This window comes from Helicobacter sp. MIT 99-5507 (assembly GCF_003364295.1).
GTDB lineage: Bacteria > Campylobacterota > Campylobacteria > Campylobacterales > Helicobacteraceae > NHYM01.
On record NZ_NXLO01000002.1, the window covers coordinates 257,266 to 275,646 of the forward strand.

The following is an 18,381-nucleotide window of genomic DNA, read 5'->3' on the forward strand; positions in this document are numbered from 1 at the left end:
ATGAGCAATGCATAGAAAAAAAGATTGCTTTATTAGGGCTTGGGAGATTTTAAATAATAAAGGCAAATAAAAAGTTTGGGCAAAATTTTCTCAAAGATGAAGCCGTCTTAAATAAAATCATCGAATCTGTATCCAATATGGTAAATATTTTTAAGAATGAAGAAATATCTTTAGATATTATAGAAATTGGACCTGGCTTGGGTGATTTGAGCGTAAAGTTGTTGGATAGCTTTAGTTTAATTGCTTATGAGATTGATAAAAGATTATGTAAATATTTAGATGATAGATTCTCTAAGGATAATTTTATATTACATAATAAAGATGTTCTATCAATAGAGCTTAGCAAAGATAATAAAGGTAGAAGTTTTTGGTTGCACAATAAGCCTTATATATTAGTATCTAATCTACCATATTATATAGCAACTAGAATCATACTAAATGCTCTTGAAGATAGAATGTGTGTAGGGATGGTGGTCATGACGCAAAAAGAAGTTGCTTATAAATTTTGTGCTAAACCTTTAGATAGTGATTTTTGTGCCATCAGCGTAATAACTCAAAGCTTAAGCAAAGAGATAGAATTAATATCAATAGTTCCGCCAAGTGCATTTAGTCCTGCTCCAAAAGTGGAATCGGCTGTTTTTGGTATTAGAAAAAATAATAATATCTTAGAAAAAGATTTTTATGATTTAATTAGAAAAGCCTTTGCTTCGCCTAGAAAAACAATATATAAGAATCTATCTTATATAAAAAATATAGAAGAAATACTAGAAACTCTAAGCATAGAAAAAAATACTAGAGCCCACCAACTAAATACATCGCAGTATCACCAAATTTTTAAACTCACAAGGAAATAATACGATGGAAGAAAGTAACAACGAAACCAATGAAATAAAACAAGAGCAAACAAGCACAGATAGTGAAAATAATCATAAAAAAAGACCATTTAAAAGATGGAAAAGAAAAGATGACAATAAAGATTCTCAAAAAAAAGATAGAAAAGAATATTTTAAAAATACTGAAATGCAAGATGGTGTTAGCGGTATTTCTGAAGGTTTAAATGAAAAATCGAATTTAGGACTTCATAAAGATTTAAAAAAAGTTGTTGAATTAAATAATAAAAATCACAAAAATACTCTAAATCCACATTATAAACTTGATTTGAAAACAAAAGCAAAAATAAGAATCACTCCACTTGGCGGACTTGGAGAAATCGGTGGAAATATTACCGTTATAGAAAGTCAAGATTCTGCAATAGTTGTTGATGCTGGTATGAGCTTTCCTGAATCTAATATGCATGGTGTTGATATTTTGGTGCCTGATTTCAGTTACTTACATGCAATCAAAGATAAAATTGCTGGACTGATAATAACACATGCACACGAAGATCACATAGGTGCCGTGCCTCACTTGTTCAAACAATTACAAATGCCAATATATGGAACTCCATTGCCACTTGGAATGATTGGAAATAAATTTGATGAATGTGGATTAAAAAAATTTCGTTCATGTTTTAGGATTGTAGAGAAAAGAAAACCTATAAAAATTGGTGATTTTGAAATTGAATGGATTCATATTACTCACTCTGTAATTGATGCAAGTGCATTAGCTATCAAAACTCAAGCAGGTGTGATACTGCATACTGGTGATTTTAAAATAGATCACACTCCAGTAGATAATTTTCCTACAGATTTGCATAGACTTGCATATTATGGTGAAAATGGAATAATGCTTATGCTAAGCGATTCTACAAACTCACATAGAGCTGGATACACTCCAAGCGAATCTAGCGTTGGTCCATCTTTTGAAAATGTATTTAAAAATACGCAAGATAGAATCATTATGAGCACATTTAGTTCAAATATCCATAGAGTTTATCAAGCAATAAGCTATGGCTTACAATTTAATAGGAAAATATGTGTTATTGGTAGATCAATGGAGAAAAATCTTGAAATTGCAAGACAATTAGGATATATCAATATTCCACAAAATGCTTTCATAGATGCACATGAAGTAGAAAAATATAGTGATAATGAAGTATTAATCGTGACTACAGGCTCACAAGGTGAAACAATGAGTGCATTGTATAGAATGGCGACAGATGAACATAGACACATAAAAATAAAACCAACAGATACAATCATAATATCTGCAAAGCCAATACCAGGAAATGAAGGAAATGTATCAAAAGTAATAAATTTTCTAATGAAATCAGGTGCAAAAGTAGCATATCAAGATTTTAGCGAGATTCATGTAAGCGGACATGCTGCACAAGAAGAACAAAAATTAATGCTAAGACTTATAAAACCTAAATTTTTCTTACCAATTCATGGTGAATATAATCACCTAGCAAAACACAAAGAAACAGCGATAAAATGTGGCGTTTTGGAGAAAAATATATTACTTATGGAAGATGGGGACCAAATTGAAGTTTGTCCAAATTATATTAAAAAAATTAGAAGTGTAAAAAATGGAAAACTCTTTATTGATAATCAGCTAGGAAAAATTGTAGATAATATTACCGTTTTAGATAGACAAAAATTAGCAGAAGATGGGATTATAATCATCAATATGCAAATGAAAGATTCTAAATTAGTTGATAATCCTAGAATCCAAACTTTTGGATTACTTGGTGATAAAGAAGAAAAGATATTTATAAAAGAGCTAGATGATGCTATAAAATTATATATAAGCAATGCTAAGCCAGAATCTATCAACAAAAACCTAGAGGGCAATCTTAAAAATTATTTAAGAAAAATTGCATTTAAGAAATTTAAAAAATATCCAACAATAGTATTAAATATTTATTTCTTATAAATTTCTAGGAAATACAATGGACTTTAAAGAAATTGCAATAGAAGTTTTAAATAATGAAGCAAATGAATTGATAGAATCTTCAAAAAATATAGATTCTAGTATAAATGCAATTATTGATGATATTTACAATATCAAAGGCAAAGTTATTGTAACTGGCGTTGGAAAGAGTGGATTAGTTGGACAAAAAATAGCTGCCACTCTAGCTAGCACAGGCACACCTAGCTTTTTTATTCACCCTACAGAAGCTATGCATGGCGATTTAGGAATGATAAGCAAAGATGATATAGTCCTTGCTATAAGCTATAGTGGTGAGAGTGATGAATTATCAAGCTTAATGCCACATCTAAAAAGACTATCTTACAAAATAATTACAATGACAAAAAATATAAATAGCTCTATCTCAAAACAAGGCGATTATTTTATTGATATTAGTGTATCAAAAGAAGTATGTCCGCTAAATATAGCTCCAACATCCTCTACAACATTGACGCTTGCATTAGGTGATGCAATAGCTATATGCCTAATGAAAAAAAGAGATTTTAAAGATAGTGATTTTGCAGCTTTTCATCCAGGAGGCAGTCTAGGAAAAAGATTATTTGTAAAAATAAAAGATTTAATGCAAAAAGACAATCTACCAATAATATCAAAAGATGTTACATTAAAAGATGCAATAATAAAAATGACTAATGGTAAATTAGGAAGTGTGTTAATTGCAGAAAACAATAAACTAATTGCGATGCTAAGTGATGGCGATTTAAGAAGAGCGATGTTAAGAGATGATTTTAATTTAGATTCAAAAGCATTAGATTATGCAACAAAAAATCCAAAAATTTGTGATGATGAAAATATGTTAGCATTTGATATATTGCACTTAATTGAAGATTCTAAGATTCAATTACTTATAATAACCAATAAAGATAAAGAAATAAAAGGTGCAATCCATATTCATAAACTTGTAGAAGCTGGAATCAAACAAAGTGAGTAAATTATGTTTGATAAAATAAATACAATCATAAAAGATATAGAAGATATACAACAAGAAATAAAGATTCTGTTAGGTATGCATAAGATCAGTTTGATAGATTATATTATGATAAAAAGATGCAGCATGGATTATCCTCCTCACTTAGAAATGTGGATGTTAGAACAAATAGATGCAGAGATAGAGAAACTAAAATCAAAAATTGATGAATTAAACAAAGTAAAAAAAGAATTTTTAGTTTGGTAAAGGTTTGTTATGTATAAGAAAATAAGACCTCTTTTATTCAAATGCGATCCAGAAAATATGCATACTCTAGTAGAAAAATTGCTGATTGTAGCACAATCTACGCCTATGGCGTTAGAATATTTAGCAAAACAATATTGCATAGTAGATGATAGATTGAAGCAAAATATATGTGGATTAAATTTTTATAATCCTGTTGGACTTGGAGCAGGATTTGATAAAAATGCAACAATGACAAAAGCACTAAGCGCATTTGGATTTGGTTTTATAGAAGTAGGCACAGCAACTCCAAAACCACAAGATGGAAATCCAAAACCTAGAATCTTTAGATTTGTAGAAGAAAAAAGTATCCAAAATGCAATGGGTTTTAATAATGATGGTGGAAAAAAAATACTAGAAAGATTAAACAGAATCTATCCATATGTTATACCAATTGGTGTAAATATAGGTAAAAATAAAATAACCGAGGAAGAGAAAGTAATATTTGATTATAAAAAATTAGTATCTATATTTAAAGATACTAGTGATTATTTTACACTAAATCTATCTTCTCCAAATACTCCAAATTTACGAGATTTACAAAATGAGGAATTTGTAAAAGCATTGCTAAGTGAATTGAGACTTCAGACAAATAAACCAATATTTTTAAAAATTTCTCCAGATATGGATATAGATTATATGTTAAAAGTTTGTGAATGTGCTATAGATAATGGTGCTAGTGGTATAATCGCTACAAATACAACTATTGATTATTCGCTAGTAAAAAATCCAAAAGATAAAGGTGGAATAAGCGGAGTTGCACTAAAAAAACGTTCTAAAGAAGTTTTTCAAATACTAAGTGAGAATCTATTTAAAAAAACAATATTAATTTCAATAGGCGGAATAGATGATGGAGAAGAAGCATATGAGAGAATAAAGCTTGGAGCGTCATTGGTTCAAATTTATACAACTATGATTTTTGAAGGTCCTTGTGTTGTTAGAGAAATCAATAAAACAATATTAGAAAAATTAGCAGAAGATGGATTTAAAGATATTAGTGAAGCTGTCGGAAAAAGTTTATATTAGGATTTAAAATGATTAGAAATATTTTATTTGGAGTGATCTTAATGAGCAATTATGCATTTTCAAGTGTGTTATACAAATATGAAGAATTAGATTTAGACAATGGACTAAAAGTCGTTGCAATACCTATGAATAATAATAGCAATGTAATTGATATTAATATCTTTTATAAAGTTGGAAGCAGAAATGAGATTCTAGGTAAAAGTGGTATAGCCCATATGCTAGAACATATGAATTTTAAAAGCACAAAGAAACTAAAGGCAGGCGAATTTGATAATATTGTAAAAAGATTCGGGGGAAATACAAATGCCTCTACAAGCTTTGATTACACTAGATACTACATAAAATCAAGTAAAGACAATTTAAATAAATCACTAGAATTATTTGCAGAAATGATGAGCAATCTATCTTTGAGAGATGATGAATTTCAAACAGAAAGAGATGTAGTAAGCGAAGAAAGGCTATGGAGGACTGATAATTCGCCTATGGGGTATTTATATTTTAGATTATTTAATACTGCATTTTTATATCATTCATATCACTGGACTCCAATAGGTTTTATGGATGATATAAAATCTTGGAATATACAAGATATAAAAGATTTTTACAAAACATATTACCAACCAAAAAATGCCATTATAGTAGTAGCTGGCGATATAGATTCTAATGTAGTTTTTAATAGTGCAAAAAAATATTTTAATACTATAAAAAATACAAAAGAAATACCTTCTATACACACAATAGAACCAAAACAAACAGATAAAAGATTTATTGATATAAAAAGAGAAGACCAAGAAGTAGAATTATACGCCCTAGCCTATAAGATTCCAAACTTTGAGCATAACGATCAAAATGCACTATCTGCCCTAAGCTATATTTTAAGTGGTGGCAAAAGCTCAATTTTAGTTGATAATTTGGTAAATAAAGAAAAAATAGCACAAAATGTGCAAGCATATAATATGGACTTAAAAGATGAAAGTTTATTTATATTAATGGCAATGGGAAATAAAGATATAAAAGCCGAAGAACTAGAATCTTCTATATTAAAACAATTAGATAATATAAAAGCAGGAAAAATAAATAAAGATGAATTAGACAAAGTAAAAGTTAATATAAAAGCTGATTTTATATTTGGCTTACAAAATTCTTCACATGTTGCATCACTATATGGTAGCTATTTTGCAAGAGGTAATATAAAACCTCTATTAAATTATGAGGATAGTTTTGATAAACTAAGCATAGATGATATTATAGAAGTTGCAAATAAATATTTCAAAGAAGAATCATCTACTACAATATTTTTAAGAAAATGAATAAAGGTGAGGAAGTGAAAGAAGTAACTGGTGCAATGAGTGCTTTAATTACACCATTTAAAAATGATAAAGTAGATTTTGTAAGCTATGAAAAAATAATAAAAAGACAGATAAAATATGGAATGGATGCATGTGTTACTATGGGGACTACAGGAGAATCTGCTACCTTAAGCCACAAAGAACATATGGAATGCATAGAAGCAGCTGTAAATATATGTAAAGAAAGTAATACTTTAGTCTTAGCAGGTGCTGGAAGTAATTCAACAAAAGAAGCCATAGATTTAGCAAAATTTGCACAAAAAGCTGGTGCAGATTCTATCCTTTGTGTGTCTCCATATTATAATAAACCAACACAAGAAGGTTTATTTCGGCACTTTTTAGCTATTGCAAATAGTATTGATATACCTGTAATGCTATATAATATTCCAGGTAGAACAAACATAAACATAGATATAGATACTATACAAAGACTACATAATGCAAATAAAAATATATATGCCATAAAGGAGGCATCTGGCAATATAGAAAGGGTAGTTGAAATAAATGCTAAAATACCTACTATAAAGATATTAAGTGGTGAAGATTCTATCAATTATCCAATCCTTGCAAGTGGTGGTTGTGGTGTTATATCAGTAACAGGGAATCTATTACCAGATAAAATTGTAAATCTAGTTAAATACGCAAATAATGGTGATTATAAAAATAGTCTAAAAGAAAATGCAAATCTATTTGAAATTAATAAAATATTATTTTGCGAAACTAATCCTATACCTATAAAAACAGCTATGTGGCTATGTGGCTTAATTGATACATTGGAATTTAGATTGCCTTTAAGTGAAATGAGTAAAGAAAATATAAAATTATTAGAAAAAACTTTAGAACAATATGAGGTAAAACAATGAGCATAGAATTAAAAACCAAAGAATACATGAAAGGAAAAACTCTAGTTATAAGCGGTGCAACAAGGGGTATAGGTAAGGCTATACTTTATAGGTTTGCTGAATTTGGTGTGAATATTGCCTTTACATATAACAAAAATGAAGAAGAAGCAAAGAATATTGCTACTGATGTTAGCACTAAATATAATATCAAAGCAAAATATTATCCATTAAATGTTTTAGAACCAGAACAATATATAGAACTTTTTAAACAAATTGATGAAGATTTTAATAGAGTTGATTTCTTTATCTCAAATGCAATTATTTATGGAAGAAGTGTAGTGGGGGGATTTGCTCCTTTTATGAGATTAAAACCAAAAGGATTAAATAATATTTATACTGCTACGGTATTAGCTTTTGTAGTAGGCACACAAGAGGCTGCAAAAAGAATGAAGGAAGTAGGTGGTGGGGCGATTATTTCTCTAAGCTCTACCGGGAATCTTGTTTATATGCCAAACTATGCAGGACATGGAAATTCTAAAAATGCTGTTGAAACGATGGTAAAATATGCTGCAACAGAGCTTGGTGAATTTGGAATCCGTGTAAATGCCATAAGTGGCGGACCTATTGATACTGATGCACTTAGAGCTTTTCCAGATTACAATGAAGTAAAAGCAAAGGTAGAAGAACAATCCCCATTAGGAAGAATGGGCAATCCTGATGATTTAGCAGGAGCTGCACTTTTCTTATGTGATAAAACACAAAGTGGCTGGCTAACAGGACAAACAATCGTCATTGATGGTGGAACAACATTTCAATAATATAAAATTCGAGTTATTTAGGAATATGTGTTATAAAAATACGCCAAATATATTAACAATAATTAGAATCTTACTAACTGTATTAATGCTTATTATTATATTGTATGGTAGTAGCATTTTTCCAAATTGGATTGATTATTCGTGGATTAATTATCTTGCTTGTTTGATATTTTGTATAGCTAGTTTAACAGATTTTTTTGATGGATATATTGCAAGAATCTACAATATAAAAAGCAAATTTGGTGAAGTTTTTGATCCACTCGCAGATAAAATGCTTATACTTGGTGCATTTATTGGGTTGCTTATATTAGATAGGGCAAATCCTTGGGCTATTTTTTTGATTTTAAGTAGAGAGTTTTTTATAACTGGACTTAGAGTGATTGCAGCTAGTGATGGAAGAAATGTAGCAGCTAGCAATCTAGGAAAATACAAAACCGGGCTTCAAATAGCAGCTATTGCCTTTCTTTTAGCAGATTTATTTCCTGGGGGAACATTATTATTATGGTGTGCAACAATAGTTACAATATATTCTGGATATGAATATACAAAACAATATTATAAGAGTTAGAAATATATGTGGCTTATTATCTCAATTATCGTCCTATCATTTTTGATTTTTTTTCATGAAAGTGGGCATTTTCTCGTCGCAAGATTCTTTGGTGTAAAAGTAGAAGTTTTTAGTATTGGTTTTGGAAAAAAAATATGGACTAAAACTTATAATGGCACAGAATATGCCATATCTGCAATACCACTTGGTGGTTATGTAAAAATGAAAGGACAAGATGATTTAAATCCAAATGAAGTTAGCAGTGATGATGATAGCTACAACACAAAAGCACCTTGGAAAAAAATCTGTATATTATTTGCAGGAAGTGGAGCAAATATATTGCTAGCTTTTATCTTGTATATATTTATTGGTCTTTATGGAATTACAACGATTCTACCTACAATAGGAAAAACTATAGATAATTCACCTGCATATAAAGCTGGTCTTATGCAAGGCGATACTATATTAAAAATAAATGGTAATGAAATAAAAACATGGAGAGATTTAAGCAGAAATATAAGCAATCAAACACAAGAAATAAACATAGAATACAAAAGAGGAGAGAAAATACTTCAAACAGCAATTACTCCAGAAATAAAAGATTCTAAAAATATTTTTGGTGAAGATATAAAGCAAGGATTCATCGGAATTGCAGCAAAAGGTGATATAGCAAGAATAAAATATGGAATAGATGAAATAATACCTTATGCAGTAAATGAAACGATATTTGCAGCAAAACTAATAGTGCTTAGTCTTCAAAAAATCATCATAGGAATATTACCAATAGAACAATTAGGAGGTCCAATAGCTGTAGTGCAGGCTATAGCACAAGCACAAGAAATAGGATTTATTGCATTGCTTGGGTTAAGTGCTCTTATATCAATTAATCTTGGGATTCTAAATCTACTACCAATACCAGCACTTGATGGTGGTCATATTGTATTTACACTATATGAATGGATAACAAAAAGACAACTAAATGAAAATATTGCATATAAACTAACAATATGTGGCTGGATTATATTATTTGGATTAATGGTTTTAGGCTTATATAATGACATAGGGAGAATAGCTATAAAAAATGGATAGATACTTACAAATAAAAGATAATCTAAGAAATATAATTGAAGAAATTGAAAAAGAAAGATTAAAATATTCATCTCATCAAATAATAAATCTAATAGCAGTATCAAAATATGTTAGCTATGATGATATAAAAATGCTTTATCACGCAGGGCATAGAACTTTTGGTGAAAATAAGATTCAAGATTTAAAGGATAAATCTAATATATTAGAAAATCTACCATTACAATGGCATATGATAGGGAGAATACAAAAAAATAAAATCAATCAGCTAATCTCAATAAAGCCATATATGGTGCAATCGCTAGATTCTATAGATTTAGCAAAAGAATTACAAATTAGATTAGAAAAACAAAATATGACATTAAAATGCCTATTGCAAGTAAATAGCTCAAATGAAAGCACAAAAAGTGGAGTTTGTATTGATGAAGCAATAGAATCTTATAAAAAGATTCTACAAATTGCCCCAAATATAAAGCTAGAAGGAATAATGACAATTGCTGCAAATACAGATGATAAAAAAATCATAGAATCTTGCTTTAAAAAAACAAAAGATATATTTGACAAATTGCAAGATTCTGGGGCAAAAATATTATCTTGTGGTATGAGTAATGATTATAAAATTGCTATTGCAAATGGTGCAAATATGCTTCGCATAGGATCAAGTATATTTAAAAAATAATAATCTTAAAAAATATTTATATAAACATTGATTCTATAGATTCTTATATAAAATAAATTCACCAATAATTCACATAATTGCTATATAATTCACAAAAATAATAATTATAAAAAAGGAAGATGAAAAAATGAAATCATTAAATATTTTAGCTATTCCATTTTTGTTTTTAAGTGCATTTAATTTTCAAGAAATGCCATCGGTTACACAAAGAAACAATGCTAGCACATCTCAGAATTCTATTTATTCATATAGTAACGCCATAAATGAAGTCAAAAAAAGTGTGGTAAATATATCAACACAAAAAAAAGTAACAAACAATATTGGCAATCACCCTATGTTCAATGACCCATTGTTTAGACAATTTTTTGGGGACTTATACAATAATATGCCACAAGATAGGGTGGAACGTTCACTTGGGAGCGGTGTTATTATATCAAGCGATGGATATATAGTTACAAATAATCATGTAATAGATGGAGCAGATAAGATTCTAGTATCGCTTTCTGATGGCTCAAAAAAAGAATATGAAGCAAAAATAATAGGCAAAGATCCAAGAAGTGATTTGGCGGTGATTAAGATAGAGAAAAAAAATCTTTCTTTTGCAAAGCTAGGTGATAGCAATGATTTAATGGTAGGCGATATTGTATTTGCAATAGGGAATCCTTTTGGTGTTGGAGAAAGTGTAACACAAGGAATCATATCCGCCCTTAATAAAACGGGAATTGGAATAAATGACTATGAAAACTTTATACAAACTGATGCATCAATAAATCCGGGGAATTCAGGTGGCGCGCTTGTAGATTCTCGTGGTGCATTAATTGGAATAAATACTGCAATACTTTCAAGAACAGGTGGAAATCATGGCATAGGCTTTGCAATACCATCTGATATGGTAAAAAAAATTACAAGTGTATTAATAGAAAAAGGTAGCATTGATAGAGGTTTCCTAGGAGTTGGAATTCAAGATGTAACTGATAATTTATCTAATTTATATGGTGGTAGAAATGGGGCAGTTTTAGTAAATGTAGATAACAATGGAGCTGCTAAAAAAGCAGGGTTAAAAGTATGGGATTTAATCATTGCTGTAAATAATAAACCTGTGCAAAATGCATCAGAATTAAAAAATATGATAGGTTCTTTTAGTCCAAATGAAGTTATCACAATAAAATATATAAGAGACAAAAAAGAATACACAGCAAAAGTAAAATTAGATAAATTAGAAAGCGATGAGGTAGCACAAGCAAAACAAACACAAAATAATAATACATCAGCTAATAAAAACTATGGATTAAGCGTAGAAAACATAACAAGTCAAATGAGACAAGCAAATAGACTTCCTAATAATTTTAATGGAATAATTGTTAGCAATGTCATAGAAAATAGCAAAGCTGATGAGGCTGGGTTTGAAAAAGGTGATATTATCTCTCAAATAGAGGATATAACGATAAATAATACAAAAGACTTTAATAATGCTATGAAAAAATACCAAAATCAAGCAAAAAGAATATTAGTTTATAAAAGAGGTGGAGCAAAGACTTTAGTATTAAACTAAATTGGTATGAAAAAATTATTAATAACTTTATAATGAAGTTATTAATAAAAATTTGAAGCAGTAGAATCTTCTAATCCAGATTATCTCCTTTATTCCATATTTAAATATATTAAATAATATGACTCATAATTTTATGTGATTATGTAATGGTTTTATCGATATATAAAACGATAAAAAAGCTATTAAATTTGATAAAAATCATTTTTTATTATAAAAATCTATCTTAGTTTAAATATTTGTGGATATTTGAATATAACTTTAGATAAAATTCATAATTCATAGATAGAATTTAAGGGAACATAATGCTAAAAATAATCTTATCTTTATTTTGTTTTGTATTCTTTGCTTTTGCAAATAGCTGTGATTTTAGCGATAAAAATCAAAAAGAATGTAAGTTAGATATAAATAATCCTCCAATTTTTTTACATAAATTTGTAGATTCTAATAATAATGTATTTACAAAATATAATGCCTGTATTTATGATGGAAAATTTCAATATGAAGATACAGAATATGATGTTATAGATTGCTCTATGATTACAGAAGGAGAATTATTTACAGAAGGTATATTATTTGAAAACAAAAGTGATACAAATGATAATAGCTATTCACTAAAAACAAATAAAGAAATAGAATTAGAAAATGACAATATAATGCTTGTTGTAGCTGGTGATGTAATCTTAGATAGTGGCATAAGAATAAATTCTAAAAATCCTAAAAAATTTATATTAGAAATTATAGAAGGGACAAATGGCAAAGGTAATTTGATATTAAATAGAGGCTCAAAAATCAATGCTGAAGCAATAATTATGCCAAATGGTTCTAATGCAACTATAAAATTAAATACTTTCTTTGGTGGAGATAAAGAAAAAGATTTCATAGATATAATTGATAGTGATGATATTTCTAAAAGAAATGATATGGATACAAATCTAACTGCTAATGCAATATATGCAATAAACCCTCAAAATGCAAAAATAGCACCATATAATGGCAATATAATATGTGGTCCTGAAGTAAATCCATTTGATTTAGATAATAAAAAATATTTATTAAAAAAACTAACTAAAAATGGTGATAATTACAATATAGAGATTGCAAATCTAGATATAGATCCTAATTATGGAATATTTATTGAGAGTGGAAAAATAATATCTAATAATTCACTTGAATTAGCAAATATGCAAGGACAAAATAGTGGTAAATGTAATTCACCTATACAATTAGCATTTAGCCAAGAAATAATAGAAAAATACAATACAGAATCTAGCAATATAGAATTACAAGATACACAATCCCAAACTACAATCGCTTCTAACGAAGTATCTAGTGAAGCATATAATGAAGTAGAAGAAAATATAGATTCTAATGATTCCAATGCAATAGATTCTAATACAACAGAAGATTCTACTATAACAGATTCTAATGCTAATGATAGCAATGCTAATTTTGCCATTATTGAGCAAGATATATTTACTAAATTTACTAAATTATGCAATGGAAATATAGATTGCTTAAATACATCAATAGAACCATATAAAAATATCATTTGGAACAAAATCTCATCACAAAATAATATAAATTCTATCTATGTAGTCAATCTAACAAATGATGATATAAAAGTGCAATGCGAAGTATTAGATTATTATGGTGAGAATATAAATTATTCATTTAATCTTAGTAAAAATAATATATTTGAAAAAATCAATTTAAAATTTCCAAAATCAAATAATGAAACAAAAATAGTATGCCAAAGCCAGAATCTAAAATTAGAAACAAATCCTATACAAGTAAATCCTGCAAAATTTGATTTGATTCCAACATTTGGAAGTGAAAATCTTGATAAAACATTAAGTTTAAAAGCTGGTGTGATAAATGTATCATTTGAAGGTTCAAAAGCACTAAATTTAGAAGGTGAAATCGACACTGGATTTAATGGTAAATTATCTGCAAATAATAATAATTTAAAATTTACACAAAATAAATGTGGATATCCAAATAATGATGTATTTATCCAAGATCCTATGATAATAGAATTTAAAGATGGAAAAGCAGATAAATATCTAACTTCATTCATAGCAAATACAATAACAAATGGCGACCTTAGCATAGATTTTGATATAGAAGGCGATTATAAAAAATGTGGAAATGAGCTTGAGCCTAAATGCACACAAATAAATATCACAGAAAATATAAATGTTATTCCTGATAATTTTATGATAAAAACTGACATAATATCTTCTTATCAAGTCGCATATTATGGTCAATTAGAAGATAGAAATTCATTTAAATACAATCCTGTGCTAAATATTCAATTAAGTGCGGTAAATAATAAAAATGAAATAATCAATATAAATCAAATTTGTAATCATGGAGTAGTAGAATTAAATCTAGATTCAGAATCTAAAATAGAATTCAAAAGAAGTATTACAGATAGATTAAACTCAAAAATAAATGTTTATTTAGATGAATTTAATAATAAACAAGTAGCAAATGTTAATATGTATTTTGGTATCTCAAAGATTCTAAATAATTACAATAATATTATAAAAATAACCCAAAGCGACTTGGTAGAACCAAAAGAGATAAAATTAACAGACTTTGTATTTTATATAAGATTTAAGAGCAATGGAAAAACATATGATTATAATGATTTGGTAGTTTATGATAGATTAGCAGATGATTCTACTCCTATTGGTGTATTATTTGCTAGAGGAAAACTAGAAAAAGAGATAAGTTATACAGATGATAAAAAAATAAATTTAGATTTAAAATATCTAATTTATTGTAAATCTTGTGATACAAAGATTCTAGAAAAATATCTAAATATTGAAGATATTACTATGGATAGTCCAAATTGGTATATAAATAAAAAACATCCTAGTGATTTTTATCTAAGCAATGATTTTATAAAAACGAATTTAAATATTGAAAATTCAAATCAAGTGGTAGAAGGAATACAACAAATCATTTTTGATTCAAAAGAAAATGGTGAATACAATGTAATAATAAAACAAAAAGAGTCAGAATTTGCTCCGTATCTAAATTATAATAAAGATTTTAAAAATGTGTATTTGGATGATACTTTTAAAATAACCATAACAAAAACACAATTAGAACAAGAAAAAATTGAAGAAAATAAAGAAATCAAAAAGCCGATTGAAAAACCAAAAGAACCTATTAAACAAACAAAACCAAAAGAACCTATTAAACAAACAAAACCAAAAAAACCTATTATTAAACAAACAAAACCAAAATCACCTAATTCAATAGAACTAGATATAGAAGAATGATTTATTTATTGCAATTGTGATGCGTTATTGCAATTGCAATTGCATCTGTAACATCAAGAGGTTTTATTTCATTTTTAATTCCTAAGATTCTTCTTACCATAAATGAAACTTGAATCTTATCTGCCTTTCCATTGCCTGTGATTGATTTTTTTATTTGAAGTGGTGTATATTCATAAAAATTCCCAAACTCTTGCATTACTTTACAAACAATAGCACCTCTAAATTGTGCCAATTTTAAAACACTCTTTGGATTATAAGCATAAAATACATTTTCTATTACAACAATATCAATTTTTTTACTCTTAAATATCAAATCAAGACCACTTATAAGCTCTAGAATCTGTTCTTTAAAATCTGTAGTTTTGATTTTTATAAGTCCAGCTTCAATTAAATTTATCTTATTTTTTTGACTATTAATTATTGCATATCCACAATTTCTACTTCCTGGATCAATACCTAAAATATTCATAAATATTACCTTTATGATAAAATATATTCACATTAATTTCACATTAATTTCACATAATAAAATCGCTAAAAATATGGAGAATGGATGATTTGGGATATTATACTAAAAGAATTAGAGAGTAAAATCACACAAGAACAATATAATAAATATATAAAAAATTTAGTATTTGATGAAAAAAATTCAAAATCAGATTTAAAGATTCTACTTGCAAATAATATTTTTATAGCAAATTGGGTAAATAGAAATTATGCAGACAAAATTGCTATTTTATTTGAAAATGAAACAGAAATAAAACCAACAATAAAAATAAAAGTCAAAGAAATAAAAGAAAATAGAAGAAATAAAACTCAATATGATACAAAAATCGTTCAAATAAATAAAAAACAATCCATCATAAATCCATCATTGACTTTTGAAACATTTGTAGTTGGAGAATCTAACAAATTTGCATTCAAAGTATCAGAAAAAGTAGCCCAAAATCAAGGCACTTTATATAATCCATTATTTATTAGTGGCGATACGGGACTTGGAAAAACTCATTTATTAAATGCTATTGGTAATTATAATATAGGCAAAAAAAATGTAATTTTAATAAATTGTGAAGAATTTCTAAATGACTTTACATATAATTTAGCAAATAAAACTATGGATAAATTTAGAAATAAATATCGAAATTGTGATTATTTATTAGTGGATGATATTCAATTTTTAATAGGAAAGCTTCAAACTCAAGAAGAATTCTTTCATACACTAAATGTATTAAAAGAAAATAATAAACAATTAGTTTTTACATCAGATAAACAAATAAAAGATTTAGGTATAGAAGAAAGATTAAAATCTAGATTCCAAAATGGTGTAACAGCACAAATCCAAGCTCCAGAATTAGAAACAAAAATAGCAATCATAAAAAAGAAATGTGAAATTGATTTGATACAACTAAATGATGAAATCATAAATTTTATAGCAACAAATGTAAATAATAATATTAGAACAATTGAAGGAATTTTAATGACTATAAATTCATATGCTTCAGTTTTTAATCAAGAAATAACAATAGATTTTGTTAAAAATGCTATTAAAAGTTTTAAAAATACAAATATAGAAAAAATAACAATAAATAATATAGTAAATGAAACATCAAAATATCTAAATATAAAACCAGCAGATATAAAAAGTAAAAAAAGAACAAAAGATATACTTCTAGCAAAAAAAATAGTAATTTATTTAGGTAGAAAACTAACAAGAAATTCTATGCCAGAATTAGCAAACTTCTTAGAATTTAAAGATCATAGCTCAATTAGTAAAGCAATGAAAAAAATACAAAAAGAAATAGAAAATAATAAAGAATTAGAATTAAAAATAGAAGAAATAGAAAATAAAATTAAAGATTCAAAAATAAATAATTAAGTGAATTTATGAGACAATTAATCACTAATTTTTTCCAAGTTATTTTAAAGCAATAGTAGTAATTTTTGATATATTTTCACAATAATCAACAAACTACTAAATAATACTAATTTTATAAATATAGGGAAACAAAATGAAAATAAAAATAAATAAAAGCAAACTAGAAAATATCATAAGCAATTTTCAACCATTTTTAGAAAAAAGAGACAATAGTCAAATAACATCTCACATATTAATAGAAACTAAAGAAAATACATTAATCCTAAAAGCAACAGATTATGAAATAGGAATAATGACAAAAATACAAGATGAAAATATAAAAACAGAAGAAAAAATAACTGTCAATGGAAAAGAAATATTAAATGTCTTAAAAAGTCTAAAAGATAACGAAATAGAATTAATTAGCAATGAAGATGAGCTTGAAATAAAACAAGAAAAAACAAAAATAAAATTGCAAAGCTTCATAGGAGATAATTTTCCAGAGTTTCCAAATGATTATAAAAATTCAAAAATAAATATAGATTCAAATAACATAATAAATTCACTTAAAAAAATATTTCCAGTAATAGAACCAAATAGTTCAAGAATGGAAATAAGAAATGCTTTAATAGATATAAAAGATTCTCAAATAAGATTTGTAGCAACAGATACAAAAAGACTTGAAGTAATAAGCTTTAACAATCCATCAATAGAAAAAATAAGTTTTATGTTTCCAAGAAGAGCAATAATTGAAATTCAAAAGTTTTTTAATGGAGAAGCAAATATATATTTCAAAGAAAATAACATAATAATAGAAAATGATACAAATATATTCTTTACTAGAATCCCAAATAGTAATTTTCTTGATTATGAAAGAGTTATTCCAAAAGATATAAATATAAAATATAAAATAAAAATTGATAAAGAAAAAATGATTGAATCTCTAAAAATAATAAGCTCTGTATCAAAAAAAGTAAAATTAAACTTTGATAAAGAAAAAATAACATTTGAATCCATAAATGACAGTGATTCAAAAGCTATAACAGAAATAGAAATTGATAAAGAATTAAATAAAGAATTTATAGATTCTATTGATGATAATATAGAAATATGTGTAACATCACAGCATATATTAGAATATATAAAAAATATAGATTCTATACATTTTGAATTTGGAATTAATGAAAATAAAAATTCAGCTTGTTTATTAAAAAGTGATAATTTTATATTAGTTGTTATACCAACAATTATGTAGG

At 26.9% G+C, this 18,381-nt stretch carries 16 protein-coding genes; 15 read left to right on the forward strand and 1 reads right to left on the reverse strand.

The window, feature by feature from the left end:
- Positions 1 to 56: 56 nt before the first annotated feature.
- The 13 genes from rsmA to CQA42_RS03905 all read left to right on the forward strand — a co-directional run bounded on the left by rsmA (position 57) and on the right by CQA42_RS03905 (position 15,270).
- A complete protein-coding gene (rsmA, locus tag CQA42_RS03845; RefSeq protein WP_258865567.1) occupies positions 57 to 854 on the forward strand; it encodes a 16S rRNA (adenine(1518)-N(6)/adenine(1519)-N(6))-dimethyltransferase RsmA in 798 nt (265 codons plus the stop codon).
- A gap of 4 nt (positions 855 to 858) precedes the next feature.
- Positions 859 to 2,814, forward strand: coding sequence for a ribonuclease J (locus tag CQA42_RS03850; protein WP_115583376.1), 1,956 nt, complete (start codon positions 859 to 861; stop codon positions 2,812 to 2,814).
- A gap of 16 nt (positions 2,815 to 2,830) precedes the next feature.
- Positions 2,831 to 3,799, forward strand: a complete 969-nt coding sequence (locus tag CQA42_RS03855; protein ID WP_115583377.1) for an SIS domain-containing protein — start codon at positions 2,831 to 2,833, stop codon at positions 3,797 to 3,799.
- A 3-nt stretch (positions 3,800 to 3,802) separates the two neighbouring features.
- Positions 3,803 to 4,042 carry a DUF2443 family protein gene (locus tag CQA42_RS03860; protein ID WP_115583378.1) on the forward strand — a complete coding sequence of 80 codons (240 nt, stop codon included), beginning with the start codon at positions 3,803 to 3,805 and terminating at the stop codon, positions 4,040 to 4,042.
- 9 nt (positions 4,043 to 4,051) lie between these two features.
- The gene (locus CQA42_RS03865) at positions 4,052 to 5,104 is read left to right on the forward strand and encodes a quinone-dependent dihydroorotate dehydrogenase (protein ID WP_115583379.1); all 1,053 of its coding nucleotides are present in this window, start codon (positions 4,052 to 4,054) and stop codon (positions 5,102 to 5,104) included.
- Between the two features lie 8 nt (positions 5,105 to 5,112).
- Positions 5,113 to 6,414, forward strand: a complete 1,302-nt coding sequence (locus CQA42_RS03870) for a pitrilysin family protein (RefSeq protein WP_181881490.1) — start codon at positions 5,113 to 5,115, stop codon at positions 6,412 to 6,414.
- The gene (dapA, locus tag CQA42_RS03875; protein ID WP_115583380.1) at positions 6,411 to 7,316 is read left to right on the forward strand and encodes a 4-hydroxy-tetrahydrodipicolinate synthase; all 906 of its coding nucleotides are present in this window, start codon (positions 6,411 to 6,413) and stop codon (positions 7,314 to 7,316) included. Before CQA42_RS03870 ends, dapA begins: the two co-directional genes overlap by 4 nt.
- A 26-nt stretch (positions 7,317 to 7,342) precedes the next feature.
- Complete coding sequence (locus CQA42_RS03880; protein ID WP_181881501.1) at positions 7,343 to 8,113, forward strand: enoyl-ACP reductase; 771 nt, start codon at positions 7,343 to 7,345, stop codon at positions 8,111 to 8,113.
- 25 nt (positions 8,114 to 8,138) lie between these two features.
- Positions 8,139 to 8,681, forward strand: coding sequence for a CDP-diacylglycerol--glycerol-3-phosphate 3-phosphatidyltransferase (pgsA, locus tag CQA42_RS03885; RefSeq protein WP_115583382.1), 543 nt, complete (start codon positions 8,139 to 8,141; stop codon positions 8,679 to 8,681).
- 6 nt (positions 8,682 to 8,687) lie between these two features.
- On the forward strand, positions 8,688 to 9,749 hold the full coding sequence (gene rseP / locus CQA42_RS03890) for an RIP metalloprotease RseP (protein ID WP_115583383.1): 1,062 nt from the start codon (positions 8,688 to 8,690) through the stop codon (positions 9,747 to 9,749).
- Positions 9,742 to 10,425: a YggS family pyridoxal phosphate-dependent enzyme gene (locus tag CQA42_RS03895; protein WP_115583384.1), complete on the forward strand. Its 684-nt coding sequence runs from the start codon at positions 9,742 to 9,744 to the stop codon at positions 10,423 to 10,425. Before rseP ends, CQA42_RS03895 begins: the two co-directional genes overlap by 8 nt.
- 127 nt (positions 10,426 to 10,552) lie before the next feature.
- Positions 10,553 to 11,977 carry a Do family serine endopeptidase gene (locus CQA42_RS03900; RefSeq protein WP_115583385.1) on the forward strand — a complete coding sequence of 475 codons (1,425 nt, stop codon included), beginning with the start codon at positions 10,553 to 10,555 and terminating at the stop codon, positions 11,975 to 11,977.
- A gap of 302 nt (positions 11,978 to 12,279) precedes the next feature.
- The gene (locus CQA42_RS03905) at positions 12,280 to 15,270 is read left to right on the forward strand and encodes a hypothetical protein (RefSeq protein WP_115583386.1); all 2,991 of its coding nucleotides are present in this window, start codon (positions 12,280 to 12,282) and stop codon (positions 15,268 to 15,270) included.
- A gap of 1 nt (position 15,271) precedes the next feature.
- On the opposite strand, the gene ruvC is transcribed toward CQA42_RS03905, so the two are convergent.
- Positions 15,272 to 15,739 (reverse strand): crossover junction endodeoxyribonuclease RuvC, encoded by a 468-nt coding sequence (gene ruvC, locus CQA42_RS03910; protein ID WP_115583387.1) that lies wholly within the window; start codon positions 15,737 to 15,739, stop codon positions 15,272 to 15,274.
- An 84-nt stretch (positions 15,740 to 15,823) separates the two neighbouring features.
- On the opposite strand from ruvC, the gene dnaA reads away from it, so the two are divergent.
- A complete protein-coding gene (gene dnaA / locus CQA42_RS03915) occupies positions 15,824 to 17,146 on the forward strand; it encodes a chromosomal replication initiator protein DnaA (RefSeq protein ID WP_115583388.1) in 1,323 nt (440 codons plus the stop codon).
- 133 nt (positions 17,147 to 17,279) lie between these two features.
- Positions 17,280 to 18,380 (forward strand): DNA polymerase III subunit beta, encoded by a 1,101-nt coding sequence (dnaN, locus tag CQA42_RS03920; protein ID WP_115583389.1) that lies wholly within the window; start codon positions 17,280 to 17,282, stop codon positions 18,378 to 18,380.
- Position 18,381: the final 1 nt, after the last annotated feature.

Excerpts from the sequence above, each read along its gene's own strand:
- dapA (WP_115583380.1), top strand. The coding sequence starts at position 6,411 with ATGAATAAAGGTGAGGAAGTGAAAGAAGTAACTGGTGCAATGAGTGCT.
- CQA42_RS03900 (WP_115583385.1), top strand. The coding sequence starts at position 10,553 with ATGAAATCATTAAATATTTTAGCTATTCCATTTTTGTTTTTAAGTGCA.
- CQA42_RS03895 (WP_115583384.1), top strand. The coding sequence starts at position 9,742 with ATGGATAGATACTTACAAATAAAAGATAATCTAAGAAATATAATTGAA.
- CQA42_RS03865 (WP_115583379.1), top strand. The coding sequence starts at position 4,052 with ATGTATAAGAAAATAAGACCTCTTTTATTCAAATGCGATCCAGAAAAT.
- rseP (WP_115583383.1), top strand. The coding sequence starts at position 8,688 with ATGTGGCTTATTATCTCAATTATCGTCCTATCATTTTTGATTTTTTTT.
- CQA42_RS03880 (WP_181881501.1), top strand. The coding sequence starts at position 7,343 with ATGAAAGGAAAAACTCTAGTTATAAGCGGTGCAACAAGGGGTATAGGT.
- dnaN (WP_115583389.1), top strand. The coding sequence starts at position 17,280 with ATGAAAATAAAAATAAATAAAAGCAAACTAGAAAATATCATAAGCAAT.
- CQA42_RS03870 (WP_181881490.1), top strand. The coding sequence starts at position 5,113 with ATGATTAGAAATATTTTATTTGGAGTGATCTTAATGAGCAATTATGCA.
- CQA42_RS03860 (WP_115583378.1), top strand. The coding sequence starts at position 3,803 with ATGTTTGATAAAATAAATACAATCATAAAAGATATAGAAGATATACAA.
- pgsA (WP_115583382.1), top strand. The coding sequence starts at position 8,139 with ATGTGTTATAAAAATACGCCAAATATATTAACAATAATTAGAATCTTA.
- CQA42_RS03850 (WP_115583376.1), top strand. The coding sequence starts at position 859 with ATGGAAGAAAGTAACAACGAAACCAATGAAATAAAACAAGAGCAAACA.
- ruvC (WP_115583387.1), bottom strand. The coding sequence starts at position 15,739 with ATGAATATTTTAGGTATTGATCCAGGAAGTAGAAATTGTGGATATGCA.
- CQA42_RS03855 (WP_115583377.1), top strand. The coding sequence starts at position 2,831 with ATGGACTTTAAAGAAATTGCAATAGAAGTTTTAAATAATGAAGCAAAT.
- dnaA (WP_115583388.1), top strand. The coding sequence starts at position 15,824 with ATGATTTGGGATATTATACTAAAAGAATTAGAGAGTAAAATCACACAA.
- CQA42_RS03905 (WP_115583386.1), top strand. The coding sequence starts at position 12,280 with ATGCTAAAAATAATCTTATCTTTATTTTGTTTTGTATTCTTTGCTTTT.